At 67.6% G+C, this 26635-nt stretch carries 24 protein-coding genes; 12 read left to right on the top strand and 12 right to left on the bottom strand.

All coding sequences use genetic code 11. The annotated features are described in order from the left end of the window. Nucleotides 1–63 precede the first annotated feature (63 nt). Nucleotides 64–855 carry a GTP pyrophosphokinase gene (locus tag ACWDXS_RS01685; protein WP_379312973.1) on the bottom strand — a complete coding sequence of 264 codons (792 nt, stop codon included), beginning with the start codon at nt 853–855 and terminating at the stop codon, nt 64–66. A gap of 254 nt (nt 856–1109) precedes the next feature. On the opposite strand from ACWDXS_RS01685, the gene ACWDXS_RS01690 reads away from it, so the two are divergent. Further along, nucleotides 1110–3170 (top strand): AMP-binding protein, encoded by a 2061-nt coding sequence (locus ACWDXS_RS01690; protein WP_387446989.1) that lies wholly within the window; start codon nt 1110–1112, stop codon nt 3168–3170. A gap of 31 nt (nt 3171–3201) precedes the next feature. Here the strand turns inward: ACWDXS_RS01690 and ACWDXS_RS01695 are convergent, their stop codons facing one another. From ACWDXS_RS01695 to ACWDXS_RS01715, 5 genes are all read right to left on the bottom strand, one after another. Continuing rightward, nucleotides 3202–4071, bottom strand: a complete 870-nt coding sequence (locus ACWDXS_RS01695) for an alpha/beta hydrolase family esterase (RefSeq protein WP_449960950.1) — start codon at nt 4069–4071, stop codon at nt 3202–3204. 113 nt (nt 4072–4184) lie between these two features. After that, nucleotides 4185–5291: a PDR/VanB family oxidoreductase gene (locus ACWDXS_RS01700; RefSeq protein WP_449960952.1), complete on the bottom strand. Its 1107-nt coding sequence runs from the start codon at nt 5289–5291 to the stop codon at nt 4185–4187. After that, on the bottom strand, nt 5288–6187 hold the full coding sequence (locus ACWDXS_RS01705; protein ID WP_449960955.1) for a metal-dependent hydrolase: 900 nt from the start codon (nt 6185–6187) through the stop codon (nt 5288–5290). Before ACWDXS_RS01705 ends, ACWDXS_RS01700 begins: the two co-directional genes overlap by 4 nt. Beyond that, the gene (locus ACWDXS_RS01710) at nt 6184–7962 is read right to left on the bottom strand and encodes an N-acyl-D-amino-acid deacylase family protein (RefSeq protein ID WP_387447029.1); all 1779 of its coding nucleotides are present in this window, start codon (nt 7960–7962) and stop codon (nt 6184–6186) included. The genes ACWDXS_RS01705 and ACWDXS_RS01710 overlap by 4 nt, the downstream gene beginning before the upstream one ends. A gap of 21 nt (nt 7963–7983) precedes the next feature. Then, a complete protein-coding gene (locus ACWDXS_RS01715) occupies nt 7984–8910 on the bottom strand; it encodes an alpha/beta fold hydrolase (protein ID WP_449960959.1) in 927 nt (308 codons plus the stop codon). 212 nt (nt 8911–9122) lie between these two features. Here ACWDXS_RS01715 and ACWDXS_RS01720 point away from each other — a divergent pair, with 212 nt between their 5' ends. Next, nucleotides 9123–9830 (top strand): TetR/AcrR family transcriptional regulator, encoded by a 708-nt coding sequence (locus ACWDXS_RS01720; RefSeq protein ID WP_449960962.1) that lies wholly within the window; start codon nt 9123–9125, stop codon nt 9828–9830. A gap of 47 nt (nt 9831–9877) precedes the next feature. On the opposite strand, the gene ACWDXS_RS01725 is transcribed toward ACWDXS_RS01720, so the two are convergent. Further along, on the bottom strand, nt 9878–11800 hold the full coding sequence (locus ACWDXS_RS01725) for an acyl-CoA dehydrogenase family protein (protein ID WP_378989797.1): 1923 nt from the start codon (nt 11798–11800) through the stop codon (nt 9878–9880). Nucleotides 11801–11906: 106 nt separating this feature from the next. Between ACWDXS_RS01725 and ACWDXS_RS01730 the strand changes: the two genes are divergently transcribed. Next, entirely contained in the window at nt 11907–12533 is a 627-nt protein-coding gene (locus tag ACWDXS_RS01730; RefSeq protein ID WP_378989799.1) for a TetR family transcriptional regulator, read from the top strand. A gap of 57 nt (nt 12534–12590) precedes the next feature. Here the strand turns inward: ACWDXS_RS01730 and ACWDXS_RS01735 are convergent, their stop codons facing one another. Both ACWDXS_RS01735 and ACWDXS_RS01740 read right to left on the bottom strand, forming a co-directional pair. Beyond that, entirely contained in the window at nt 12591–13658 is a 1068-nt protein-coding gene (locus tag ACWDXS_RS01735) for an alpha/beta fold hydrolase (protein WP_387446997.1), read from the bottom strand. Nucleotides 13659–13827: 169 nt separating this feature from the next. Then, the gene (locus ACWDXS_RS01740) at nt 13828–14625 is read right to left on the bottom strand and encodes an SAM-dependent methyltransferase (RefSeq protein ID WP_378989801.1); all 798 of its coding nucleotides are present in this window, start codon (nt 14623–14625) and stop codon (nt 13828–13830) included. A 171-nt stretch (nt 14626–14796) separates the two neighbouring features. On the opposite strand from ACWDXS_RS01740, the gene ACWDXS_RS01745 reads away from it, so the two are divergent. Further along, nucleotides 14797–14928 (top strand): hypothetical protein, encoded by a 132-nt coding sequence (locus ACWDXS_RS01745; RefSeq protein ID WP_378989802.1) that lies wholly within the window; start codon nt 14797–14799, stop codon nt 14926–14928. 207 nt (nt 14929–15135) lie between these two features. Next, on the top strand, nt 15136–16365 hold the full coding sequence (locus ACWDXS_RS01750) for a cytochrome P450 family protein (protein WP_449960967.1): 1230 nt from the start codon (nt 15136–15138) through the stop codon (nt 16363–16365). Nucleotides 16366–16413: 48 nt separating this feature from the next. On the opposite strand, the gene ACWDXS_RS01755 is transcribed toward ACWDXS_RS01750, so the two are convergent. The 3 genes from ACWDXS_RS01755 to ACWDXS_RS01765 are packed head-to-tail and all read right to left on the bottom strand — an operon-like array spanning nt 16414 to nt 19318. Then, a complete protein-coding gene (locus ACWDXS_RS01755) occupies nt 16414–17637 on the bottom strand; it encodes a cytochrome P450 (RefSeq protein ID WP_378990013.1) in 1224 nt (407 codons plus the stop codon). A gap of 2 nt (nt 17638–17639) precedes the next feature. Further along, the gene (locus ACWDXS_RS01760) at nt 17640–18068 is read right to left on the bottom strand and encodes a roadblock/LC7 domain-containing protein (RefSeq protein WP_378989804.1); all 429 of its coding nucleotides are present in this window, start codon (nt 18066–18068) and stop codon (nt 17640–17642) included. Further along, nucleotides 18068–19318, bottom strand: a complete 1251-nt coding sequence (locus tag ACWDXS_RS01765) for a sensor histidine kinase (RefSeq protein ID WP_378989805.1) — start codon at nt 19316–19318, stop codon at nt 18068–18070. Before ACWDXS_RS01765 ends, ACWDXS_RS01760 begins: the two co-directional genes overlap by 1 nt. A 425-nt stretch (nt 19319–19743) precedes the next feature. Between ACWDXS_RS01765 and ACWDXS_RS01770 the strand changes: the two genes are divergently transcribed. The 7 genes from ACWDXS_RS01770 (at nt 19744) to ACWDXS_RS01800 (ending at nt 26574) form a co-directional block, all read left to right on the top strand. After that, the gene (locus ACWDXS_RS01770; RefSeq protein ID WP_378989807.1) at nt 19744–19902 is read left to right on the top strand and encodes a hypothetical protein; all 159 of its coding nucleotides are present in this window, start codon (nt 19744–19746) and stop codon (nt 19900–19902) included. 160 nt (nt 19903–20062) lie between these two features. Next, nucleotides 20063–21253, top strand: a complete 1191-nt coding sequence (locus tag ACWDXS_RS01775; RefSeq protein WP_378989808.1) for a lipid-transfer protein — start codon at nt 20063–20065, stop codon at nt 21251–21253. Between the two features lie 33 nt (nt 21254–21286). After that, on the top strand, nt 21287–21727 hold the full coding sequence (locus tag ACWDXS_RS01780; RefSeq protein ID WP_101462898.1) for a type II toxin-antitoxin system Rv0910 family toxin: 441 nt from the start codon (nt 21287–21289) through the stop codon (nt 21725–21727). Beyond that, complete coding sequence (locus ACWDXS_RS01785) at nt 21724–22596, top strand: MaoC/PaaZ C-terminal domain-containing protein (RefSeq protein WP_449960973.1); 873 nt, start codon at nt 21724–21726, stop codon at nt 22594–22596. Before ACWDXS_RS01780 ends, ACWDXS_RS01785 begins: the two co-directional genes overlap by 4 nt. 12 nt (nt 22597–22608) lie before the next feature. Beyond that, a complete protein-coding gene (locus tag ACWDXS_RS01790) occupies nt 22609–23487 on the top strand; it encodes an SDR family oxidoreductase (protein ID WP_378630878.1) in 879 nt (292 codons plus the stop codon). Between the two features lie 2 nt (nt 23488–23489). Beyond that, nucleotides 23490–25718, top strand: a complete 2229-nt coding sequence (locus ACWDXS_RS01795; RefSeq protein ID WP_449960976.1) for an acyl-CoA dehydrogenase — start codon at nt 23490–23492, stop codon at nt 25716–25718. A gap of 172 nt (nt 25719–25890) precedes the next feature. Then, entirely contained in the window at nt 25891–26574 is a 684-nt protein-coding gene (locus tag ACWDXS_RS01800) for a TetR/AcrR family transcriptional regulator (protein ID WP_378630881.1), read from the top strand. The last annotated feature ends 61 nt before the right edge of the window (nt 26575–26635 follow it).

A 26635-nucleotide genomic window follows, 5' to 3' on the forward strand; every position in this document is an offset into this window, starting at 1 on the left:
CGTGGACGCCAGAAATGCGGCGCGGTCGCAGTGGTTGTGAGGTCGATATCGAAGCCGGTGGCGTCAGGTCGGCGGATCGGTGGGGCGCAGGTAGACGGGGTGGCCACCGGTGAGGCTGTTGTACAGCACGCTGAGGTCGAGGGAGTCCGTGGTCGGCTTCGTCTTCGGGGGTGCGCTCCGGTCGACCTGGCGGTGGAGCGCTTCCATCTTCTCGTCGAGCTGGGTGGCGACCTCGGCGGCCTGGGCCAGGTCGGTGCGCAGGTTCGGCGGGACCTCGCCGCGGTACTTGTAGTAGATCTTGTGCTCGAGGCTGGCCCAGAAGTCCATCGCGATCGTGCGGATCTGGATCTCGACCGGAATCAGCTCGGTGCGGTCGGAGCGGAACACCGGGATCGACACGATCAGGTGCATGCTCTGGTAGCCGTTCGGCTTGCGGTGGGTGATGTAGTCGCGCTCCTCGAGGACCGTGATGTCTTCCTGACCGGCCAGCATGTCCCGGATCGTGCCGATATCGGAGATGAAGCTGCACACCACCCTGACCCCGGCGATATCGAGCACGTTCTCGCGGATCGCCGCCAGATTCATCGCGTAGTTCTTGCGACGGACCTTCTCGAGAACACTCTCGGGCGACTTGAGCCGCGACCCCACATGCTCGATCGGGTTGTACTCGTGGGTGTTGTTGAAGTCCTCCCGCAAGATGTTGATCTTGGTCGTCACCTCGTCGATCGCGAACTTGTAGCCGAGCATGAAGTCGACGAACTGCTCCCTGAGGATCCGCAGGTCATCGATGCCGACGTGGCCTCCGTCGCCGAGCGGGCCGTCATCGGAGCTGGGGTCGCGCTGCCACTGTTTCATCGTCCTCCATTGTGCCGTCCTTCCCGCGAACACCTGGACCAGTGCGTGCGGCATCACGTTGGCACCTCTCACAGCTGCTGGGTGATCCGGTTCGTTCGGTGACCAGAATCCGTAGATATTTCGTTTGCCCACGGGCGGGCAGGCCGATGATGACTTCTGGTGCAGTGCCTGACGACGGGCACCGTCACGGCACGGGGGCCGAGGCGAGCAGGCACTACCCGGCAATGTGGCCGGGCTGAGGAAAGCGCGCAGCAATGCCCAGTGATGTCGTCGATGTGTCCGTGGAGTTCTCCATCCCACGCCGGGCTCTGTGGGATGTGTTGCTCGAACCGCAGAGTTATCCGCGGCTGTGGGCCGGGATCGGGGGGTGCGATCGGCTGCTCCAGCCGGACGGGAGCACCGTGTGGGAGGTCAGAATCGGGGACCGGGCCGCGGGCGTGCGGCGAACGGGGCTGGCACTGACCATCGGTCGCTGGTACGAGAGTTTCGAACTGCACAACCCCGAATCGGGCAGTTTCGCCCTGGTCCGGCTCACCGGCGACGAGCAGCGCACCCGGGTGAGCGTGACCGTCTTCGCGGCGCCGCGGCTGCACCCGACGCTCGCGGGGGTGACGAACTCGGTGATCATCGGGTGGGTCAAGGACGGGCTGCGGCGCGCGGCCGATGTCGTGGGTGGCGCACGGACCTCGGTGGTGGCCAATGGCAACCGGGCACCGATCCGGCGCAAGTCCGAAATCGTGCGCTGGTGGGTGCAGTCGGGTCAGGTGTCGCCGCCATTGACCTCGGCCAGGCAGCTGCGCTCGCTGTACCGGTGGGGATTCAATCTGGCGGGCGGCTACGCCGCAGGCGCCGCGCACAGCCCGGACCAGGTCGCGCTCGTCGACGACACCAGCACCGCCACCTTCGCCGAAACCGACAAGCGGACCACCGCGTTGGCGGGTGCGATGTACGAGGTCGGGCTGCGTGCGGGCGACGCGGTGGGGCTACTGGCCGGAAATCATTGCGGCATGGTCGAATCGATGGTCGCGGCGGGCAAGCTCGGGGTCGACGTCGCGCTGCTGAACTCGGGACTGTCGGGGCGGCGGATCGAGGACATCGTGCAGCGGCACCGGCTGTCGGCGTTGTTCGTCGACACCGATCTGGCGCATCTGGTGCAGTACCTGCACACCGATCTGCCGCGCTTCTTCACCGACGACGCGCCCGCCGACCCGACCCGGATCACGATCGAAGACCTCATCGCGGTCCGCCACACGAAGTTCCCCGTCCCGACGGTGCCCGGACGTCAGATCGTGCTCACCTCGGGCACCAGCGGCACCCCGAAGGGAGCGCGGCGTCCGCACCCGAAGGGTTTCGACACGTTGGTCGCGCTGCTGTCGCTGATTCCGATCCACGCCGGCAGCACCATGATGATCCCGGCGCCGCTGTTCCACACCTGGGGGCTCTCCGCGCTGCAATTGAGCACCGCGGTGCGAGCCACAGTGGTGCTGACCCAGGGCTTCGACGCCGAGGAATGCCTGCGCCGCGTCGCCGAACACGGGGTGCACACGCTCATCGCGGTGCCCACGATGGTGCAACGCCTCGTCGATCTGCCCGAGCAGGTGCGACAGCGGTACGACCTGAGCAGCCTGCGGCATGTGATCAGCTGTGGCGCGCCGCTCGCGGCGGTCACCGTCGACCGGTTCCTCGACGACTACGGCGACGTCCTCTACAACCTCTACGGGTCCACGGAGGTCTCCTGGGCCAGCGTGGCCGGGCCCGACGACCTGCGCGCCGCACCGACGACGGCCGGACGTCCGCCGCTGGGCACCAAGATCGCCATCCTCGATGCCGAGCACAAGGCGGTGCCGGTCGGCGTGGTGGGGCGGATCTTCGTCGGCAATCACATGCTGTTCGACGGTTATGTCAGCGATTCCCCGCCCGAGGAATCCGACGGCATGATGGACACCGGCGACCTCGGCTACCTCGATGCCGAGGGCAGGCTGTTCGTGGCGGGCCGCGACGACGAGATGATCATCTCGGGCGGTGAGAACGTCTTTCCGCGCCCGGTGGAGGAGGCGCTGGCGCACCTGCCGCAGGTCACCGATGTCGCGGTGGTCGGCGTGCCGGATCGCGAATTCGGGCAGCGTCTGGCCGCGTTCCTCGTCAAGCACGAAGGCTCCGGGCTCGACCCTGACATGGTGCGCACCTACGTTCGAAACCGCCTCAGCCGCTTCTCTGTTCCGCGCGACGTCACCTTCCTCAACGCGCTGCCACGCGGTGAGACCGGCAAGGTGCTCAAGCGCTTGCTGGTCGATCCGGAGGGGCTGGCCGGCTGAGCCGCCACGGCCTGCCCCTCCGTCGCGGTCGCTACGGGCGTGGGTTGGCCTGGAACAACTGCCACATCCGGTTCAGCATCTCGGTGCGCCGCGTGCCTGTCGGCCAGGAATGGCTGCCGCCGTTGTAGACCCGCCACAGCACTTCGGTGCCGGATTCGCAATCCCAGTGCCGGGAGTCCTTGACGTCGGTGCCGCCGTCGGGCTGCTCGTTCTGGCACGGACGGTTTTCCCAGCTCCAGTACATGACGTGGCTGTAGGCGATGGGTTCGATGACGGTGGTGTCGTTGGCCGAGGCGAACACGCCCCACGAGACCGCGCGCGCGGGATCGCATCCGGTCGGTGGTGGCGCCGGTGCGTACACCGCGCCGGACGCGAAGACCTCGGGCGCGGTGCAGGCCGCGCGCGAGGCCATCTGACCACCGTTGGAATGACCGGTCAGATGGATGCGATTCGGCGCCGCACAGTATTTCGTGCTGACGTCGGTCACGACCTTCTTGATGTGGGTCACGTCGGCTGCGTCGGCGTTCCAGCCCCAACCGGGCGTGCCGTCCGGCTTGTTCTCGGTCTTGATGCCACGCGGGTAGACGACGATGAACTTGTGCTGATCGGCCAGGGCGTTCCAGCCCGACACCGCCTCGATTCCTTCGGGTCGGTCGTAGCCACCGTGGATCGCGACAACCAGCGGAGCACCGGCGGATACCCCCGCGGGAACGTGGACGCGGTAATACCGGCCGTCGAACGGGACATTGTCGGGGACCGGCGTCGTCGAACATCCGGTGGCCGGGCTTTCGAGAACCGCGTTGTCGGCGGAACCGGGCGCGGCCGCCGGCACCGCGAGTAGTAGGGCTGCGCAGGACGCGCCGAAGAGCGCGGCCAGGCGTTTCGTCAGAGAGGACGCCACGGAAACTCCTTGTGTGCGAACAGAATTGCACGTCGCACACTACGCGTACAGTGATGTTCTTCGATGCCGATTCACGGACACGGGCGGAGTCCGGCGCGCCGGGCCACTCGGGCTCAGAGGTCGAGGACCAGGCGTTTTCCCGCGCAGCGCGAGACGCAGGCCAGGGTGACGCCCGCGGCGTGTTCCTCGGGGGTCAGCGCGCCGTCGCGGTGGTCGGGGGAGCCGTCGGTGACGTGGACGACGCAGGTGCGGCAGAAGCCCTGGCGACACGAGTAGGGCTGGTCGGGGCGGACCGCGAGCAGTGCGTCGAGCATGGTCTGGTCGGCGGCGACGGGCACGACCTCACCGGTGCTCGCCAACTCCACTTCGAACGCGGTGCCGTCGACGACCGGTGCGGGAGAGAACCGTTCGGAGTGGAACTCGATGCCCGGCATCGTGCGCACCGCGGCGACGAGGGCGGCCGTCATCGGGGTGGGCCCACAGCAGTAGATCGCCGTGTCGTGATCGACACCGTCGAGAAGGTCTGTGGCACCAGGTGTTCCGTGGTCGTCGTCGGTTCGCACCACGACGTGTCCGGAGAGTTCGGCGAGCTGGTCGAGGAATGGCAGGGTGTCGCGGCTTCGCCCGCAATAGACCAGCGTCCAGTCGATGCCGAGCCGGTCGGCGGCGCGCGCCATCGCCAGGATCGGGGTGATGCCGATACCACCCGCCACGAAGTGCAGGCGTTTCGCCGAGGAACCACGCCCGGGCGGCGCGAACGGGAACGCGTTGCGCGGTCCGCGGACCACGACCTCGGTACCGACCGGCAGTTCGTCGTGGACCTCGATCGACCCGCCACCGCCCTGCGGAATGCGGCGCACCGCGATGCGGTACTCGCCGGTTTCGGCCGGGTCGCCGCACAGCGAGTACTGCCGCAGACGCCCGGACGGGAGTTCGATGTCGATGTGCGCGCCCGGCGCCCACCGGGGCAGCGCAGCACCGTCGGGGGCGCGCAGGCCCAGATCGACGACGGCCTGGTCCTGTGCCACCAGCACCCGGTCGGTGACGACCACCGGGAAGCGGGCGTCGTCGGCCCTGGTGAGGATCGGTCGGCGATTGATCAACGTCGACCAGCGAACTCGCAGGTTGGCCACGGTGTCGATCACCTTGGTGGTCGGATCGTGATCGTGCTTGCCGTACAGGTCCGGCGGGATCGCCTCGGGCGCGGGATACACGGTCACTGTGCCGCCGCCCTGGCCGCCGGGGACTTGGCGAGGTAGGCGATCGCCTGCTCGGTGGAGCCGACGTTCGCCGGGTCGTAGCGCGGATCGAAGGTGGACCCGGCGCTGATCAGCAGCGCCGGAATGCCCGGCAGCGCACCGCGCCACATCGCCCCGAGGATCTTCCAGATCAGCGTGGGGTAGCCCATCTTCGGTAGTTCGGGATCCTGATTGACCAGGAACTTGGTGCCGCGCACGAGCAGACTGAGCAGGATCGGGATGACGATCAGCATCATCGCCGCACGGCGCAGGTAGCCCGCGCCGAAGTAGATCGCGACATCGTGGGCGACACTGCGGTGTTCGACCTCCTCGGCGCCGTGCCAGCGGAACAGGTCGAGCACACGCGGTTCGGCGCCGTGTTTTTCCAGGTCGGCGTTGAGAATCCAGTCGCCGAGCCAGGCGAAGAAATGCTCGAGGCTGGCGATGAACGCCAACCGCTCGACCAGCCGGGTCTGCGCCTGTTGCGGGCTGCCCTCGCGCGCGCCGAGGGAGTTACGGAACACGTACTCCATCTGGCGGGTGTAGGGCGCGGTGTCGATGTGGTGGGTCGTGAACACCTGGTCGAGGACCTTGGCATGGGTTTCGGCGTGCATCGACTCCTGACCGATGAATCCGAGCATGGCCTCGCGCACCTTGGCATCGCGCACGTAGGGCAGCGCGTCGCGGTAGGTGGCGCAGAACATCCGCTCGCCCTCGGGCAGCAGCAGATTCAGCGAGTTCACCACGTGCGAGGCGATGGGCTCGGACGGCATCCAGTGCAGGGGCGCCGAGGTCCAGTCGAACTTCACATTGCGTGCCTGCAGCGCCACATCAGGTGCGCGCACGGTCCTGGCCGTGCGACGGAACGGGAGTTTCATCGGGTCTCCTGTGCGAGGGGAGCGGAGTTGTCGTGGCCAGCGCGCAGGAACCGCCCGGTTCCCCAGTCCGCGCCGATGCCGGGCGCTACTTCGCCCGCGCCGAAAACCCGGCGGCCGTTGACGACGGTGGCCACGACGGCGCGGTCGTTGCGGTTGACCATCCGGTCGAGGCCGAATTCGGGCAGCGGAGCTTCGTGGAGCTGATGTACCTGCTCGTCGAGCCCGGCCGGATCGATGACCACCAGGTCGGCTCGACCGCCTTCGCGCAGGTGACCGGCGTCGATCTGATACCAGTCGGCGAGCTCGCCGGTGAGGCGGTGGACGGCACGTTCCACGCTCAGGAACGGCTTGCCGGCTTCCTGTGCCCGCAGCACCCTTTCGAGCAACCGCAGCGGGAAGTTGTAGAACGACATGTTGCGCAGGTGCGCCCCGGCGTCGCCGAAGCCCATCTGCACGCCGGGGCTGGCGGCGAGCTTGTTCAGGTACTCGGGGCGATCGTTGGCGATCGTGGTGCGCCAGCGCAGCGCCGGACCGTACTCGACCACCATGTCGAGGTAGGCGTCGACGGGGTGCAGCCCGCGGTCCTTGCCGACCTGCCCGATCGACTTGCCGACCACCGATTCGTCAGGGCAGGCGATGATCTCGGCATCGAAGAAGTTGCGGTGCCAGATGCGCGGGGTGAACTTGTTGTCGTACTGCTTGCGGAACCAGCGACGGTAGGGCTCGCTCTGGAGCAGCTCGTTGCGTTCGACCTGGTCTTTCAGATGCAGGGCCGCGGCACCGGCGCCGAACTCCTCGAACACCACCAGGTCGATGCCGTCGGCGTAGACGGTGAACGGCACGGGCAGGTGCTGCCAGCGGAAGTCGGTGCGCGCGAAGCGATTCAGCAGCGGCGCGGCGTAGAGCATGAACCACACCAGCGGCGGGTAGGCCTTGGAATCGGCGGCCGAGAGCAGCGAGGTGCGCAGCTTGGGCCGGCCGATGCCGGCGCTGCCGACGAAGAACTTGGCGATGTTGGGGTTGAAGCCGACCGTGGGGGCGCTCTGCAGCACCCGATCGCGCCGACGCAGCACCTTGTTGAGCGCGCGCACCTCTTTGCCGCGGGTGTAGGTAGACGGCAACGACCGCGACCGGTATTCCTCGCCATCGATCTTGTCGAGCTTGTTCGTCATCGACGACAAACCGAGGAAGCCGGCGTCGACCGCCGCGTCGAGCAGGCTGGTCATCTGCTCGATTTCGGCGGCGGTGGGCTTGGTGTCGCGGGTGACCGCTCGCCCGAGCCCGAGCACGTGCGTGCGCAGATCGGAGTGACCGAGGAACGCCGCCACATTGGGGCCGAGGGGCAGCGAATCGAGTGCCTTCGCGTACTCGGCCGGGTCCGACCAGGTGCGGTGCTTGTCGAGGGCGCCCTGAACAGCGTCGCGCGGCACGGCTTCGACGCGGCTGAACAGGTCGGCGCAGTCGGCGTTGGAGGCCAGGACGGTCGAGAGCGAGCAGTTGCCGACGACGACCGTGGTGACGCCGTGGCGCAGCGACTCCGACAGTTCGGGCTTGAGCAGCATCTCGGCGTCGTAGTGGGTGTGCACGTCGACGAAGCCGGGCAGCACCCACTTACCCGCGGCCTCGATCACCTCGGTGTCGGTGCCGATCGGTAGCGCGGTCGCGGAGACGGCCTCGACGATGCCGTCACGGATGCCGATATTGCGCCGGGCGGCGGGGGCGCCGGTGCCGTCGAACCAGAGACCGTCGGTAATGACGATGTCGAAGTCGAGCATGTGCTTTTCTCTCATTCGTCGTTACTTGGGCTGAGCTTGGATGAACGCGTCGGCGTAGCCGGCGATCGCGGCGGGGTCGGAGTAGGGCAGCCAGTGCCCGCGCGACAGGTCGTGGCGCACGACCTGATCGGCCCACTTCGCGGTGTCGTCGTAGCCCGCGGGGCGCACGGCGATGTCACGGGTGTTGACCAGCAACTGCACCGGCACGGTGGTGCGTCGTTCCCGTGGCCCGAACATGCGGGCCAGGATGTTGGCCCGGTAGAAGCGCAGCCCCGAGATCATGTCCTGTTTCAGGGTCGGCGCCAGCGAGATCTGCTCCGCGGAGGTGCCCTCGACCGCGCGAAGGAACAACTTCCAGACCTTCTCGGTGCCCACGAGCCGGAAGAACAGGTCCGGCAGGATCGGCAGCATGAAGAAGGTGGTGTAGGCCGAGGACAGGCACTGGCTGAGCGCGCCCCAGATCCCACGCGGGGTTCCCGACAGCACACCACGGCGCATCCAGGTGGCCAGGTGGTCGAGGTTGGGGCCCGAGATCGAGGTGAACGACGCGACGTACTGGTCCGCGCCCGGTTCGCACACCGCTTCCCAGACCTGGACCGAGCCCCAGTCATGGGCCACGACGTGCACGGGTTCGGTGGGGCTGACGGCCTCCACCACGGCGAAGAAGTCGGTCGCGAGCCGGTTCAGCTCGTAGGCCGACACCTGGGTCGGCGCGCTGGATTGGCCGTACCCGCGGGTGTCGTAGGAGATCACGCGGTATTTGTCCGACAGCAGCGGAACGACGCCGTCCCAGAGGTGATGGGTATCGGGCCAACCGTGGACGAGAACCACCGGAATGCCGTCTTGTTGGCCGAATTCGTAGACAGCGAGTGAAATGTCGCCGTTGCGCACCAGATGCGTTCTGGATGACGCTGCCCCGGGAGTGTGGTTTCCGGTTTCGCGCGTCATACGAGACTCCTTCCGGCACGGGGCTTCGTTGCTCCGTGCGCAATCAATAGTACCGCCGGTACCATTTTCTGGTACGCGTAGTACCGGGAATATCTTGAGGATCGGAAAGGCCGCTGTCAACACCCCCTCGGAGTCCGCCCGCGATACGGCGGCCTGTGCCTCGCCGGGCGCCGCTATCCTGGCCGTACGCGAAGGGCGGATCAGGGAGAACAGTGACTACATCGTCTAGACCGGCTCGCCGGTCGCCCGTACGGTTGCTCACCCGCGAACAGGTCATCGCGGGCGCGGTGCGGTGCATCGACCGCGACGGACCCCAGCTGAGCATGGAGGCGCTGGCTCGCGAGATGGGCGTCGCCAAACCGCGTCTGTACCGCATGTTCGCCGACAAATCCGAGCTCGACGGCGCGGTCTCGGACTGGCTCGTCGCGCAGATCTACGCGGCCGTCGCGCCGGATCTCTCGCTCATCATGCAGCCGCCCAGGGTCACGATCCATCGGTTCCTCACCGCCTACGCCGGGGTCATCGCCGAACATCCCGACGTGTTCCGGTTCCTCGTCCTCACCCAGAGCGTCTCGGGCGCCGACCCGGACGCTCGCCCGTTGGACATCGGTCGGCGCCTGTCGCACGATCTGGCCGAGCGCAGCCGCAGTGTGCTGTCCTCGGTCGCGCTCGATACCGACGGTATCGATCATCTGCTGCGCGGCATCGTCGGATTCGTCATGGCCGTCACCGACCTGTGGCTCGACACCGATCCCGTCCCGCTGCCGGACCCGACCGCACTGTTCGTCGATCGGACGACCAATGCGGTCGTGCAGTTGTTCGACGGCTTTCTCCGCGAGAAGGGCGTCGTCATCAAGCCCGATATGTCGGTGGCGGCGACTCTGGCCACCATCACCGAGAACGCGCCGTTGCCCGACTGACCCCGGTTGCCTCCGCGCGATGCACGGAGGCAACCGCCGTTGCTGGATCAGGCCTTCATCTCGTAGGTCCCGGCCAGCGCGCGCGCCCTGCCGAGTACCCGTTCGAAACGGGATTCGTCGAAGGCAGGCCGGCGAACCAGGTCGAGGGCCCGGCGCTGCTGGGTGGGGGTGGCGGTCGGCTTGTTGTGCAGGTTGAGCGCGTTCGCGGAGAAGGTCCGCACGAAACCGTCGAAGATCTGGTCGATCACTGCCCGGTCGGTGTCGTCGATGCGCGCCTGCTCCAGCACCAGTTGCGCGTAGGGCACCGCGGTGAACAGCTCACCGAACGCGAACAGGAAGTCCACGTCCTTCTGCTGCGACGAGGTCGGGGCGGCGACCGCGAGCAGCGCCTGCAGCGCGAGAACCTGCTCGAGGAACACCGCCACATTCGCAACGTCGCGGAAGCTCTCGAACACCGGGCGCCAGTCCGCGAAGCGAATGCGGCCCAGGCCACTGCTCGGGCCCTGCCGGAACAGGAACTCGTCGTCGGCGGTGTCGTGACGGGAGGGCACCGGAGCGTAAGCGGCGCTGGCGAATTCGGCACGCAACGGCTTCACGACCGCGCCCAGACGCGGGGTGATCTTGCGGCTCGACCACGTCAGGGCGCCGGCGACCGCACGAGTGGCTCCCTTGGGTGCCACCGAGGCGCCCGGCAGTGACTGCATCGCGGCCAGACCGGCGTCGGCGGGGTGGAACATGTAGTTGGCCATGAACTTCAGCGACAACGCCATGTTCACGTGGACGGTGCCCTCCAGCCGCGGCAGGCCGAACATGGCCGTCATCGCGACCGGGAAGTACATGTCGTTCTCGAACCCACGCGCGGCGATCACGTCGGCGAGATCTTCGATCACGCGCTGGCCCTGCCGGGTTACCGACATCTTCTCGATGGCGTTGAACAGCAGGTAGCGGCGGTCATCGGGCGAGGCCGAGCGCATGTAGTCCACCGCGCGTGCGCTGTAGAGCTTCATCGCGGCGATGCGCGCGTAGGAATCGGTGATCAGCGCCCGCACCTGGGGGAACTCGGTGACCCTGTGCCCGAACAGGATCCGGTTCTCGGCGTGGTTGATCGCCTCGTAGAAGGAGTGCTCACAGGCGCCGACCGCACCGAAGCCGAGGTTGAACTTGCCCACGTTGACCGTGTTCATCGCCGCGTGGAACGCGTCCTCGCCACGGTGGAGGATGTCCTCCTCGGCGACGGGGTAGTTCTCGAGATCGAACGCCGCGACATAGATCTGGCTGTTGACGACATTCTTCTTCAGCTTGTACGCGTCGTGCTGGGAGTCGGCGACGAAGAAGAGATACCCCTCGTAATCCTGCTGCGTCGGCTTGCCCCGCAGTGCCGCGGCGCTGTCGATGATCGGCTTGTCCGAACGGCGCCCGAACACCGAGACCATCGAGGCCAGGTTGCCGTTGCCGATGTAGTGCTTGCCGCCGGTCGCGGTGTAACCACCGTCGGGCTGCGGGTCGACGATCATGTCGGTGGAGTACACGTCGGCGCCGTGTTCCTTCTCCGACAGGCCGAACGCGAAGATCTCCCCGGAGTCGAGCTGGGCAGCGGCCTTCTTCTTGGCCACGGCGTTGTCGCTCTGCCAGATCGGGCCGAGGCCCAGGATGGTGACCTGCCAGACGTACCAGTAGGTCATGCCGTAGAAGCCGAAGATCTGGCTCAGCATGGCATTGCGCGCGGTGTCCCAGCGCTTGTCCGGGTCACCGGCGGCCTCGGCCGCCGGGGTGAGGAAGGTGGCGAACAGCCGCTCCTTCTTGGCGAAGTCGAGGAAGTCCGACGGCCAGACGCGGGACCGGTCGTCGTCGAGCAGCTGGGTCTTGCCGCGGCTCTCGAACCAGTCGACCGTCGCGCGCAACAGCCGGCGCGTCTGCGGGTCGAACTGCGCGAAGTCGGCGGTGTTCGGGTTGAAGAAATCCTGGGGCATCGTCGCTCCTCTTGCGGGCGTCCAGCACGGTCGGACGGTTCATTCGCCACTGTAGCATTTTCGTACATCAGTGTAGGAATGCCGAGGTGGTTGCTATGGTGGGCGCATGGGTAGCGAGACGGCACTGCAGCGGCGAGGGCGGGCCGCGCACCTCGGCCCCGAGCGGCGCAGACCGCAGGTGCTCGACGCGGCGCTCGCCATCGCCGCCGACGACGGCATCGCCGCGGTCACGATGGGCGCGGTCGCCGACTACATGAAGGTCACCCGCCCGGTGATCTACGCCTGCTTCCCCGACCGGGTCGAGCTGATCGACGCGCTGATCCAGCGCGAGGAGAGTTTTCTGATCTCGGGTGTGCTCGACGTGTTGCCGCCGCGCGCGACCAACGCCGACGAGACGGTGTTCGTCGAAGGTTTCCGCACCCTGCTCAACAAGGCGGCCGAGCGCCCCGATGCCTGGCGCCTGATCTACGGCAACCCCGATCCCGCCGTCGCCGGTTCCTTCGGACGTGGTCGTCAGCTGGCAGTCGAGCGCTGCACGGCGTTGCTCCGGCCGACGTTGCTGGCCTGGGGAGTCGACGACGCCGAACGCAAATTGCCCGCGCTGGTGGAGTTATGGGTCTCGGCCGCCGAAAGCGCGGTCCGCACCCTGTTCGCCCACCGCGACGAGTGGAATCCCGATGACCTCGGCGCCTTCGTCGGCTCGGCGGTCTACCGCGCCATGCGCAGCGCGTGACGCCCGCGGAGTAAGCGGCGCGCGGGGGTGCGATCGATCGACCCCGGGGCCGTCGGGTCAGTGCGTGGGTGAAGGTGTGCGGGTGGACAACCGCACACTGTCGAGGAAGTCCGCGATCGTCGCCCAGGTGGTGTCGCGGGCGGTGGGGCCCGCGATGATGCCGAGATGGCTTCCCGGGACCTCGGTGAACCGAACCTGCGCCGCGCCGGTGAGGACTCCGATGCCTGCCGCGACCGACGCCGACGAGGCCAGTGCGTCCTTGGTGCCGCCGATCAGCTGCGTCGGCGCGGTGAGTCCGGTCAGATCGATCGCGCGATGCGGGCCCAGATGCACTGTGCCCTTGAACATTTCGTTGCGGATGATCAATTGCCGGTAGGCCTGACGATAGAACCGGCCCGGGTAGCCCGGCATGGTGTCCATGAACCGGTCCACCGATTGCATGCGGGCCAGTGCCTCGGTGTCGGCGATATTGCGGGCGATGTACCAGGGCTTGGTGAGTTCACGGTCGATCGACTGGATACGGAAACCCGCCCGCACCCCGTACTTCGGCACGCCGCCTGCCACGCGGACCGGCACGGTGACCTCGCGGCCGCCGGTGAGCTGCCCGAATTTGCGGGCCAGCGAGATCTGACCGTTGCGGCGCTGATCGAACGGGGTTCCCACCGCGGTGACCGAACCGATCGGCAGGTCGGCGTGCCCGGCGGCGGTGAGCACGCTGATGGTGCCGCCGAAGGACCAGCCGATCAGGTCGACGGGGGAGTGGCTGTTGTCCGCGCTGACCGCCTCGATCGCGGTGGGCACGATGTCGTCGACCCATTCCTCGAAGCCGAGATCGCGGTCCGCGTAGGTGATCTCGCCGTAGTCGAGCACATAGACCTCACGTCCCAGCTCGAGCAGGAATCGCACCAGGCTCTGGCTGGGTCGCATGTCGTAGCAGGAGATCGTCACCGCCAACGGCGGCACGAGCAGCACGGGATCGCCGGTGGCGGGGGTGGAGCGCCGGTAGCGCAGCAGCCTGCGGTGCGGTTCGTCGTAGACGATGTCCGACGGCGTCGGCGCGTACGGCTCGACGCCGTCGTTGAAGAGCGCGACCACGTTGCGCAGTGCAACCGACAGGGGGCCCATGTAATTCTCCGGAACGTCGAGACGATGGGAGAAAACTAACTGTAACTCCCTGTATCACCATATCTTGTCCCTGAGGCTTCCTCCGAATCCGCGGGCGATCCACGCGGCCGCGCCCCATACGAGCAGGGCTCGGATGGGGCGTGTCGCGGGTGGCGGTCGGCGGTGTGGGTCAGGGTTTGCGGGCGACCGCGCCGTACGCCGAGATCGGGAGGACCTGGCCCACCTCGGCAGTTTCCGGACGCCACTGGGTGATCGAGACGACGCCCGGTTCGACTACTTCCAGCCCGTCGAAGACGCCGCGGATCTGGGCCTGCGGGCGCGGGACGTACGGTGTGCCGCCGGTGCCGGTGTAGTTCTCGCACAGGGTGACGTAGGCCTGGCTGTCGTCGGTGCCGTCCCAATAGATCAGGTAGCTGCCCGAGGGCACTGCGCCGACCACGGTGCCCACGATGCGCAGCAGGTCGTCGTAGGTTTTGGCGTGACCGAGAACACCCATGAACATCACCGCGATCGGCTCGTTGAAGTTCAGCACATTGCGCGCGTCGGCGACGATCTGTTCGGGGTCGTGGAAGTCGGCGTCGATGTAGGTGGTGACGCCTTCGTCGGTGGTGCTGGTGAGCAGTGCGCGCGCGTGGGTGAGCACCAGAGGGTCGTTGTCCACGTAGACCACCTTGGCGTCCGGGGCGACGCCCTGGGCGACCTCATGGGTGTTCTGCATCGTGGGCAGGCCGGTGCCGATGTCGAGGAACTGCTTGATGCCGCGTTCCTTCGCCAGGAAGCGGACGGCCCTGATCAGGAACTGCCGCGACTGCACGGCCATGGTCGAGATGTCGGGGTCGACCGCCAGCCCGGCGTCGCCGGCGATCTTGTCGATCTCGTAGTGGTCTTTACCGCCCATCCAGTAGTTCCAGATCCGTGCTGAATGGGGGATATCGGTCCTGATCATCGGGGTCTGCACGTCGGCCATGAGCCTTGCTCCTCTGCAACTTTGACAGTGGCGCGCCCACCCAGGGGAGAACCACCAGCGACATAGCATCTGATCTGGCTGCGACAGTACAAGATTGGCACTGAAACGGTCGGGTCAATCCGTGAACGTTCACCGCTGCGTGCGACGGCCGGAATCGGGTAAAGCCGCTCCATGACGACACTGCGCAGGAATGCTGTAGCCACCGTGTCCGTCGCCGCCATCGATCTGATGTGTGGCGCGCAGGCCGATCCGGACACTCCCATCCGGGAAGCCGATCTGACGGGTGTTCTCGTGCCCAAGTGACACCGGAAGCCCGGTCCGTGGGTATCCGTTCCGGCAGCGCCGATAGTTCGATCTCACTGTGTGATCCCCATTCCAAGTGTTCACTGCGACAGAGACGTTCGGCCGGTAGCATCGCTAACGGCCCGTAAGGGCTAGTCCAGCAAGATGTTTCGCTGCGACCTCGGAAGACGGGGTCTGCGAGGCGCCGGGTGATCGAGAGGTTTCACAATGGAAACGGTGACGAATCGGGTCGTAATGGACCCGACTGGGCAAGACATTCAGGGTGAGAACCTCGAGATCAGGTCGCATGGTCCCGCCACCAGGGTCGAGCTGCCGGGCGGGGTGCAGGCATGGTCGATCACCGACGCCGCGCTGCTGGAGAAACTGCTCGTCGATCCCCGGGTCTCCAAGGACGCGAGCCAGCACTGGCCCGCCTTCGTCGCCGGTGAGATCCCCCCGGATTGGCCGCTGTACCTGTGGGTTTCGGCGCCGAACATGTTCACCGCCTACGGCAGCGATCACCGCAGGCTGCGCAAGCTGGTGGCGCCGGCCTTCACCGCGCGGCGCACCGAGGCCATGCGCGCACAGGTCGAGCGCATCACCACCGAACTGCTCGACGAGCTGGCAGCCACCCCGGCCGGTCAGACCGTGGACCTGCGCGAGCAGTTCGCCTACCCGCTGCCGATCCAGGTGATCTCGGAGCTGATGGGCGTGCCGGAATCGCTGAACCCCGGCCTGCGCACCTGCATCGACGGCATCTTCGACACCTCGCTCACCCCGGAGCAGTCGCAGGCCAACTACATGGAGATGTACCGGATCCTCGGTGAACTGGTGGCGTTGCGGCGCGAACAGCCCGGCGACGACATCACCAGTCTGCTGATCGTCCAGCGCGACGAGGACGAGGGCCAGCTCACCGAGGAAGAGCTGGTCGGCACGCTGCTGCTGGTGATCTCGGCGGGTCACGAGACCACCGTGAATCTGCTCGATCAGGCCATCACCGCTCTGCTCACCCGGCCCGATGTGCTCGCGGGCGTGCGCGAGGGCACGATCACCTGGCCCGATCTGGTCGAGGAGACGCTGCGATTCGAATCACCGGTCGCGCATCTGCCGTTGCGTTTCGCGGTGGAGGACATCGACATCGACGGTATCCAGTTCGCCAAGGGTGACCCGATTCTGGCGAGCTACGCCGCGGCCGCGCGTGACCCGAAGCTGCACGGCGACACCGCGGACGAGTTCGATCCCACGCGCGAGAAGCAGTCGCACATGGCATTCGGCTACGGCGCGCACCACTGCCTCGGTGCGCCGCTGGCCCGCCTCGAGGCACTGGTCTCGCTGCCGGCGCTGTTCGAGCGGTTCACCGAGCTGAAGCTGGCCGCTCCCGTGACCGAACTGGGCACTGTGCCCAGCTTCATCTCCAACGGCCACCGCCACCTGCCGGCCTACATCCACGGCGCGTAGCGCCGAACTCGCTAGGCCGACCCGCGCGGGTCGGCCTAGCGAGCGGATTCAGTTGCCGGGCACCACCAGCGGTGCGGTGCTCGGGAACACCACCGGCAGGCCCGCCAGCGCCCGGTGGAAAGGCCCTGGCCGCCAGACCAATTCCTCCGGCGGCACCGCGAGCTCGAGTTCGGGCAGCGCGTCGAGGAGCTGGTCGATGGCTTCCTGGGCGATCAGGTAGGCGGGGGACTTCGCCGGGCAGCCGTGCGGGCCGGTGCTCCACGCCAGGTGCGCGCGGTTGTCGAGGAAATCGCCGGTCCCGATCGCGGGATCGTTGTTGCACGCGGCCATGCTGATGACGACCGGCTGATGCGCGGGCAGCCACACATCGTCGACCAGGATCGGCTGTCGCGGATACGTGGTGCAGAAGTTGGCCATCGGCGGGTCGGTGTAGAGCACCTCGTCGAGTGCGTCGCGGGTGGACAGGCTACCGCCGAGCAAGCTGCCCGCGAATCGCTGATCGGTGAGCATCAGCCGCACCGTATTGAGAATCAGATTGAGCATCGGCTCGATCCCCGCGCCGTACATCGTGAGTACCTGGTTCATCAGCTCCTCGTCGGTGAGCCGCTGCGGATGCTGTACCAACCGGGTCGTCACGTCGTCGCCGGGTTCGCTCTGCTTGAGCCGCACCAGGTCGTAGAGCGCGTCCTCCATCATCTGCGTACCGCTGGCCGCGGTGTCGCCGCCCTCGAACATCTGCGCCATGCCGGTCGCGATGTGCCCGCCGATATCGGCGGGCACACCGAGCATCGCGTTGATGGTGGCGAAGATGACAGGAAAGGCATACTGGCTCAACAGATCCGCGCGGCCGTCCGCGCAGAAGGAGTTGATCACCGGCATCGCGATCTGCTCGACGGTGCGATGCAGCTGGTACAGGTCGACACCCGCCAGGCCCGCGACAGTGACCTGCCGGTGGCGCGTGTGCTCGGCGCCGGCGGTGCGGATCGCGTTGGGGCGGTAGCGCATCATCGGCAGGACAGGGCAGTCGGCGGGGATGTCGCGCTGCCACATCTTCGGGTCGGCCGGAAAATGGTCGGGATCGTTGAGAATCTGTACCGCGGTGCGGTAGCCGATCACGAGGGTGGCGGGGACCCCGGGCACCAGATCGACCGGTACCAGCGAACCGAAGCGGTGCCGCATCTCGCGGTAGGTGCTCTGCGGGTCGGCGGCGAATTCCGGCGAGTACAGCGGCACCCGGTCCTGGCCGCTGCGCGAGTCCGGCGAAACATCCAGTGTCACAGCGAGTACTCCTGAGTCGAGGATCGGTGCCTCGGCGACGCGCCGAGTTCGTGGCCGACCCTGGCGGCCAGCTCGTTCATGCGATGGGCGATGAGCGCGAGGTCCACATCGCCGGTGGTGGCGACGCCGAGCAGGGTGCCCGCGCCCGCGGCGGTGATCAGTACCATGCCCTCGTCGTATTCGGTCATGTTCTGGCGCACGGTGTTCGCCAGTCCGCCGCAGAACTCACCGAGCACCTTGCCCAGCGAGCGCAGCCCGCACGCGGCGGCCGCGAAACGCTCCGCGTCGTCGATGGAGATGGCGCCCGAGTGCGCCACGCGTAGGCCGTCCTCGGATAACAACACCGCGAAGCGGACGCCGTCGAGCGCCAGGTCGTCCAGCAGCCACGCGAGGCGGTTGGTGCTGTTGGAGATCGGAGTACTCATCAGCTGTCGTGCCCTTTCGTCGAGCGTGCGGCCGCGGCGCGGCCGTGTCTGGAGCCGCTGTGCCAGGCCGCCGCGAGCTCGGGGCGCGCGAGCACCTCGCCGGTGTCGGCGCGCTCGTCGGCCGGGGCCACGGTGCGGCGCGTGCGTTTGGGCAGCCCGCCGGTGGTGCGGTCGAGCTCGGCCACGTCCAGCTCGGGCGCCGACGCGCTGATCTCGGAGACAGGTGGTGGTGGCGCGACCGGTTCCGGCGCCTCGGCATGCTTGGGCCGGTGCACCTCGGTGGCGGTGACGAGCAGCGCCGCGGGAACGAACACCATCGCCCTGGTGCCGCCGTAGATATTGGGTCCGTCGACATAGGCGGCGAAGCCGTAACGGCGTGCGAGCGCGGCGACACCGGGGAACCCGACCCGCGGTGACGGGCCGAGGGCGTTGATGTCGACGACGCGCTCGCCCGAGAGCACCTGGCGCGCCTCCTCCATCTGCTCGTGGCTCATCCGCACGCCCGCGTCATCGATGATCACGGTGACCCCGTGATGGCCCTGCTGGTAGGAGATGTCGACGAACGACGACGGCGGCGAGTAGCGCAGCGCGTTGTCGAGCAGGGTCGCGACCGTGTGCACCAGCGGCTCCACCGCCCGGCTCATGACCACCAGTTCGCAGTGGCCCGTGCGCACGCGCAAATAGTCGCGCACCCGGCCGGTGGCGCCGCCCACCACGTCGCCGACGGTCTGTTGCGGCCAGCGCCTGCCCGGCAGCCCGCCCGAGACGATGACGTAGGCCTGGGCCTGACGGATCATCTGCTGGACGGTGTGGTCGATCCGGGTGAGCGTCGCGTAGACCTCGTCGTTGCGGTTCTCCCGCAGCGCGTTGCTCACGACCTGGCCCACGTCGGCGCCGAGACTCACCACGGTGGTGCCGAACGCGCGCACGGCGTTGCTGGTGGCGGCGCGGGCGTCGGCGGAGACCTGGGCGCGCGTCGCCTCGTGTGCCGCCTCGACCTGTGCCACGGTGCGCTGTTCGGCCGCGCGATCGGCGAGTGCCGCGTCGTGTTCGCACGCCCGGAGTTCCTCCGCGTGGGCCAGCGACATCTGTTCCATCGCTGTGTTCTTGGCGTGGAGATCGCGCTCGGCCGCCGCCAGGCGGGCGCGGATCTGACGTTCGTTGCGCAGGGCCTGCAGCGCGACAGCGACCGCGCCGAGCAGGACCAGTGTTGCGATGGAGAACAAGAAGACCGCGAGCGTCGGAGTCATCGGTTCCTTTGTCGTCTGTACCGACCGAAGAGCCGTGGTGGCCGGGTCCTCGCCGGTCTCTCCGACGAGACTTCTCGCCGCGACCAGCCCTCACACCGAGTGCGCCGCACCACAATTGGGCACCGCGCACGTGAGTTCGGTCGAAACCGGACTCGCTGCCCGGCGTTTCGGCGATGCGGACACGTTAGCAGTGCGAATCGCCGAGTGCACGAAACGGGTTGCTGCAGAACGTGACTCGCATTGTCGTGGAGAGCCGTGAATTGATACCGACGGTTGATCCTCGGCGTGTACGGTTGAACGCATACAGGTCAGCCGTGGACCAGCGGCGACCAACGCGTCGTCGCCGCACCCGGCCTCGAGTCCTGGCTCATCCTTCTCTCGTCTCCCCGCTGCGGCGCCGTCGATCGATTCGAGGAAGAACCTGCATGACCAGCGATCTCGACGACGACCCGTCCGACGTGCCACCCGCCGACCCCGAGGAAGAGGACCCGACCGTTCATTGGCCCGAACCGAGCCCGCTGCAATCGTGGTGGACCGACATCATGGGCGCGAAGAAACCACGCCGGTTCGGTCAACAGACCTGACCTCGGCAGCATGACCCCAGGGCCGCACCGTTCTCGGTGCGGCCCTTGTCGTGTGCGGGCTGTGTTCGCCGGGGTATTGACCTGGACGCGGTGTCCAACCTAAATTACATGGACACCGTGTCTCAGGTATTCGGGACACACGGCACACGGGAGTGCGTTCATGACACAGAAGGTGTTCGTCGTCGGCGTCGGCATGACGAAGTTCGAGAAGCCGGGTTCGCGGGAGTGGGACTATCCGGACATGGCCCGTGAGGCGGGGACCAAAGCGCTCGCCGACGCCGGAATCGACTACGACCGGGTGCAGCAGGCCTATGTCGGCTATGTGTACGGCGAGTCGACCTCGGGTCAGCGCGCGGTCTACGAGCTGGGGCTGACCGGTATTCCGGTGGTCAACGTGAACAACAACTGCTCGACCGGTTCGACCGCGCTCTACCTGGCGGCGCAAGCGGTGCGCGGTGGGCTCGCCGAGTGCACCCTCGCCTTGGGTTTCGAGAAGATGCAGCCCGGCTCGCTCGGTTCGACCTACGACGACCGTGAGCAGCCGATGATGAGGCACCTGCTGGCGCTGGCCGAGCTGCAGGAATTCGCGATGCCGCCCGCGCCGTACATGTTCGGTGCCGCGGGCAAGGAGCACATGGAGCTCTACGGCACCACGGCCGAGCAGTTCGCCAAGATCGGCGTGAAGAACCACCAGCACTCGGTGAACAATCCGTACGCGCAGTTCCAGAAGGAATACAGCCTCGAGGAGGTCCTCGCGGCGAAGCAGATCTACGGCCCGCTGACCAAGCTGCAGTGTTCGCCGACCTCCGACGGTTCCGGCGCGGTGATCCTGGCGAGCGAGGACTTCGTCGACCGGAACAACCTGGCCGACCGCGCGGTCGAGATCGTCGGGCAGTCGATGGTCACCGACCTCGCCTCGACGTTCACCAGCCCGACCGCGATCAACCTGGTCGGCTCCTCGATGTCGCGCACTGCCGCCGAAGCGGTGTACGCCGAGGCCGGTTTCGGGCCCGAGGATGTCGATGTCATCGAGCTGCACGACTGCTTCTCCACCAACGAACTGCTGACCTATGAGGCTCTGGGCCTGTGCGCGCCGGGGGAGGGCGGCCGGCTCGTCGACGACAACGCCACCACCTACGGCGGCCAGTGGGTCGTCAACCCGTCGGGCGGTCTGATCTCCAAGGGCCACCCCCTCGGCGCGACCGGTCTGGCCCAGTGCAGCGAACTCACCTGGCAGCTGCGGGGCACCGCTGACGCCCGCCAGGTCGCCGACGCGCGAATCGCCCTGCAACACAACATCGGTCTCGGTGGCGCGGTCGTGGTGACCGCCTACCGCCCCGCCAACCGCTGACTTTCCCCTACCGAATCACACCAGGAGAACCCCATGGCATCTGTGTCCGTTTCCACCGCACTTCCCGTCGCCCCCGAGCTGGCCTGGGCCCGGCTCAGCGATCTCGCCAACTGGGAGGAATGGCTGACCATCCACCAGGGCTGGCGTGGCGATCTGCCCGCCGAGCTCGCCGCGGGCGCACGCTTCACCGAGGTCGTGTCGGTGATGAACATGGCCAACAAGATCGAGTGGACCGTCGCCGAAGTGGTGCCGAACTCGTTCCTGCGCATCACCGGCGCCGGCATGGCCGGTGTCACCATCGAATTCGCGTTGAAGGTCGACGCCACCGACACCGGCTCCTCGGCCGCGTTCGACGCGAGCTTCAAGGGCGCGATGATCGTCGGCCCGATCGGCAAGGCTGTCGCCAAGCACGCCGAAGCCGACCTGAAGGAGTCGATGGCCAAGTTCACCGAGCTCGTCGGTTCGGCCGCATGACCACCTCGGAATCGGCCGGAGTCGTCTTCGACGGCTCCGCCCTGGGGGAGTGGACCGACGAAGAGCGGTTCTCGGTCACCGCCGAGCGGATCGCGGAATACGCCGCGGCGACCAATGATCCGGTCCCCGCGCACCTGTCGGGTCAGATCGCGCCGCCGGTGTTCGCGGTGGTGCCGGTGTTCACCTCGATGGCGCCCGCCGCGCTGTCGGTCGCGCCGGTGGAGCTGCTGATGAAGCTGGTCCACGGTGAGCAGGACTTTCTGTTCCACCGTCCGATCCGGGCCGGTGACGAACTGGTGGTGCGGGCCAAGCCGATCGGCTACGTGGGCCGCCCGAACGGCTCCACGGTCGTCATCTACGCCGAAACCCGGGACGCGGCGGGCGAACTCGTCAACGAGCAGTGGATGACCGCGTTCTTCCGCAAGGTCGACGCCGGTCCCGGTGAAGGGGAGCTCGCGCCCACCCACCGGATCACCGACGAGGATCGGGCAGGCGATCCGGCCGCGTCGGTCACCGCCCACATCGACGACGACCAGACCTTCCGCTACTCGCCGGCCTCGGGCGACCCGATGCCGATCCACCTCGACGACGAGATCGCCCGGATGGCCGGGCTTCCCGGCATCATCAACCACGGTCTGTGCACCATGGCGTTCACCTCGTGGGCCGCGCTGACCGAACTCGCAGGCGGCGACACCGCGCGCCTGCGCAGGCTGGCCGTGCGATTCGCCAAGCCGGTGCTGCCCGGCCAGGACATCACCACCACCTTCTGGCCCACCGAATCCGCTGATCCCGGCGTGCTGGCCTACGCCTTCGAAACCGAAGCCGCGGGCCAGATCGCGATCACCGACGGTCGCGTCGAAATCAACTAGGAGACAAGACTCATGGGAAAACTCGACGGTCGTGTCGCGGTCATCACCGGCGCCGGTCGTGGCATCGGCCGCGAACACGCGCTGCTGTTCGCCCGCGAAGGCGCCAAGGTCGTGGTCAATGACCTCGGCGGCGCCAACGACGGCACCGGTACCGACGCGGGCCCGGCCCAGCAGGTGGTCGACGAGATCGTCGCCGCCGGCGGTGCCGCGGTCGCCAACACCGACAACATCGCCACCTGGGACGGCGCGAAAGCGCTGGTCGACCAGGCGGTCAGCGAGTACGGAACGCTGGACATCGTGGTGAACAACGCGGGCATCCTGCGTGACGCGTTCATCGCGGGCATGGATGAGTCGCAGTGGGATTCGGTCATCGCGGTGCACCTCAAGGGCCACGCCGCCACCCTGCATCACGCCGCCGCGTATTGGAAGGCACAGTCCAAGGCCGGTACCCCGGTGTCGGCGTCGGTGATCAACACCGCCTCGGCCTCGGGCACGTTCATGCCCAACGCCGGTCAGGGCAACTACGGTGCGGCCAAGGCCGGCATCGCCGCGCTCACGCTGGTCGCCGCCGACGAACTCGAACGCTACGGCGTACGCGTGAACGCGATCGCCCCGATCGCGCGTACCCGCCTGACTCTGGCCACCCCTGGCATGGGCGCGTTGTTCGCGGCCGAGGTGCCCGAGGGTGAGTTCGACGCGTTCTCCCCGGCCAACATCTCCCCGCTGGTCGCCCATCTCGCCGAGGCCGACTGCGCGATCACCGGCAAGGTGTTCGCCGTGCAGGGCGGAGCGATCGTCGAGCTGGCCGGCTGGCACGACGTGCGCACCGTCGAGACCGACGGACCGTGGACCATCGACGAGGTGGCGGCCCAGCTGAAAGAGACCAACTAGCCATGGCGCGCAACAGTTATGAGCTCGGGGTCGGTGTCAGCGAGGACCATCTGGCCCTCGCCGACGCGGTCGCCGGTTTCGTCGAGCGGACCATCACCGCCGAGGTCGTCCGGGCCGCAGTCGAGTCGACCGACGCGGGCAAAGTCCTGCCGTTCTGGGACGGCCTCGTCGCCCAGGATCTGCTCAGCCTGCACATCGCCGAGGATCTCGGTGGTCAGGGCGCCGGTCTGCTGACGCTGGCCGTCGCGCTCGAACCGCTCGGGCGTGGCCTGCACACCGGGCCGTTCGTGCCGACCGTGCTCGCCGCCGCGGTGTTGGCCGCCGCGGATGACATTCACGCCGAGGGCAATCCGAGCCTGGCTCGGCTCGCCGGGCTGGCGGACGGGTCGCGCACCGGCGCGGTGGCCCTGACCTCGAACCTGACCGGCACGCTCACCGACGGCACGTTGACCGTCAGCGGAACGGCCGACGGTGTGCTGGGGGCGGTGTCGGCCGATGTCGTCATCGCGCCCGTCGCGGTGGCCGGCGAACAGCGGTGGGTCGTCTTCGAGAACATCGAACTGACCGTCGGCGCGCAGGACGGCATCGATGTGCTGCGCGGTTCGGCACGGCTGCAGGCGGATTCGGTCGAGGTCTCCTTCGACCGGGTGCTCGAGGTGAGTGCGGCGCGCGTGCGTTCACTCGCCGCGGTGGTGTTCGGCGCCGAAGCGGTCGGCGTGATGTCGTGGTGTGTGTCGACCGCGTCGGAGTACGCCAAGACCCGGGTGCAGTTCGGTCGGCCGATCGGTCAGTTCCAGGGCGTCAAACACAAGTGTGCCCAGATGGGCATCGCGCTGGAGAAGGCGCGTGCCGTGCTGTGGGATGCCGCCTATGGTCTCGATCGCGACGACGACACCGCCGAGTACGCCGCGGCCGTCGCGGCGCTGATCATCCCGGACGCCGCGGTGCAGGTCGCCCAGGAGTGCATCCAGGTGCACGGCGGGATCGGCTTCACCTGGGAGCACGACGCGCACCTGTACTACCGGCGCGCTCTCGCGCTGCGCGGGCAGCTCGGCGCGCGTGACGAACGAGCCGAGGCGGTGGCCGGCTACGCGCTGTCGGGGCTGACGCTGTCGAGCGAGCTGGAACTGCCCGCCGAAGCCGAGCGGATCCGGGCGGCGGTCCGGGCCGAGCTGGCCGAGATCGCGGCGATCGATGACGAGGACGACCAGCTCGTCGCGCTCGGCGACGGTGGCTGGAATCTCCCGCACCTGCCGCGGCCCTACGGCCGCTCGGCCTCGCCGCTCGAACAGGTGGTGATCGCGCAGGAGATCAAGACCTCCGGTATCCAGATGCCGCAGTTGCTGATGGGCACCTGGGCGGTCGGCGCGTTGGTTCCACACGGTGACGAACGGCAGAAACAGGAACTGGTCGTGCCGACACTGCGCGGCGAGCTGGTGTGGTGTCAGCTGTTCAGCGAGCCGGGCGCGGGTTCGGATCTGGCGAGCCTGACCACCAAAGCCATCAAGGTCGACGGTGGCTGGCGGGTGAGCGGACAGAAGATCTGGACCACGGTCGCGCAGTTCTCGGACTGGGCGATGCTGATCGCGCGCACCAGCCCCGACAAGCCCAAGCACGAAGGCATCACCTACTTCGTGCTCGACATGTCGAGCCCCGGGATCACGGTGCGCCCGCTGCGGGAGATGACCGGATCGGCACTGTTCAACGAGGTGTTCCTCGATGAGGTGTTCGTTCCCGACGAGAACGTGGTCGGGGCGGTCGACGACGGCTGGCATGTGGCCAGGACGACACTGGCCGGTGAGCGGGTGGCGCTGAGCCAGAAGATGGAGGCCTACGCCACCGATACCGACCTGCTGCGCTTCGCGATCGGCCGCGATCTCTCGCCGGTCGCGCGCTACCGGCTCGGCGAACTCATGGCCGAGAGCCGAGCGGTGGACGTGATCAGTTCACGGGTGGTGCTCAAGCAGCTGTCCGGCATCGACGTATCCACCACGTCCAGTGTCGGAAAGCTGTTGGGAATGGCGCTGGGACAAGCGATTTCGGAGTACATCGTAGCCGAACTCGGTGTCGCCGGCGTGGTGTCGGTGCCCGGTGAGCGCAGCGACCACGCGATGGAACAGCTGATCGCGGGCCGTGCCACCACCATCTACGGTGGCACCACCGAGGTCCAGCTCAATGTCATCGGTGAACGGATGCTCGGCCTGCCACGCGACGCCGCGGCACAGGGGTGAGCGCCCCGGGCGTCGGGCAAGCGCCCGGCGCCCGGGCGATCGCCGGCGCCCGTGCGCGGCCGGATCGGTGGAATCGCTGGACTACAGTTCGTCGTTGTATTCAGCACAGCGTGGTATTCAGCAGAGCGCCGAACCGGCATCTGCACCGCACGGACCCGGTGAAGGAGATGACGTGACCGCACAACGCACCGACGGCAGAGCCAGCCGCTGGGACCGTCACCGCGCCGACCGTCGCGAACTCATCCTCGCCGCCGCCCTCGCGGCCGTGCAGGCCCAAGGCGCCTCGGTCGGCGTCCAGGAGATCGCCGATCTGGCCGGCGTCCCACGCTCGGTGCTGTACCGCCTGTTCAAAGACCGCCAAGACCTCGATGAGCAGCTGCGCACCCGCATCATCGACGACCTGATGGCGGTACTCGCCCCCACCCTGAACCCCGAGGGCACCGTCACCGAGGCGATCGCGCGTTCCGTCGACGCCTACGTGGGCTGGATCGCGACCAATCCGCGCCTGCATTATTTCCTCGGCGCAGGATCCGGTGCCAGCAAGGATCACAACTCGCCGATCGTATCCGGGACCAAGATCGCCATCGCGGGTACCGTGCGCGAGGTGTTCGAAAGCGCGCTGCGGGCACAGTCCGCACCGGTGGCGGTGGCCGAACCGATGTCGTTCGGCCTGGTGAGCTTCGTCGACGGCAGTGTTAACCGGTGGTTGAGCCGGTCGATGCAGCCGATGGACGCCGCGGAACTGTCGTCCTACCTGCAGATCGCCATCTGGGCGATCATCGACGCCAGTCTGCGCGAGGTCGGCGTCACGCTCGATCCGCGCACGTCGATCGCCGAACTGACGGCGCAAAATTAGATGTAACACGCAGTAGCGTCAACCCTTGTGTGGTACCGCTGGTACCACTAAACTGGGTAGT

It is taken from the genome of Nocardia sp. NPDC003183 (assembly GCF_053590715.1).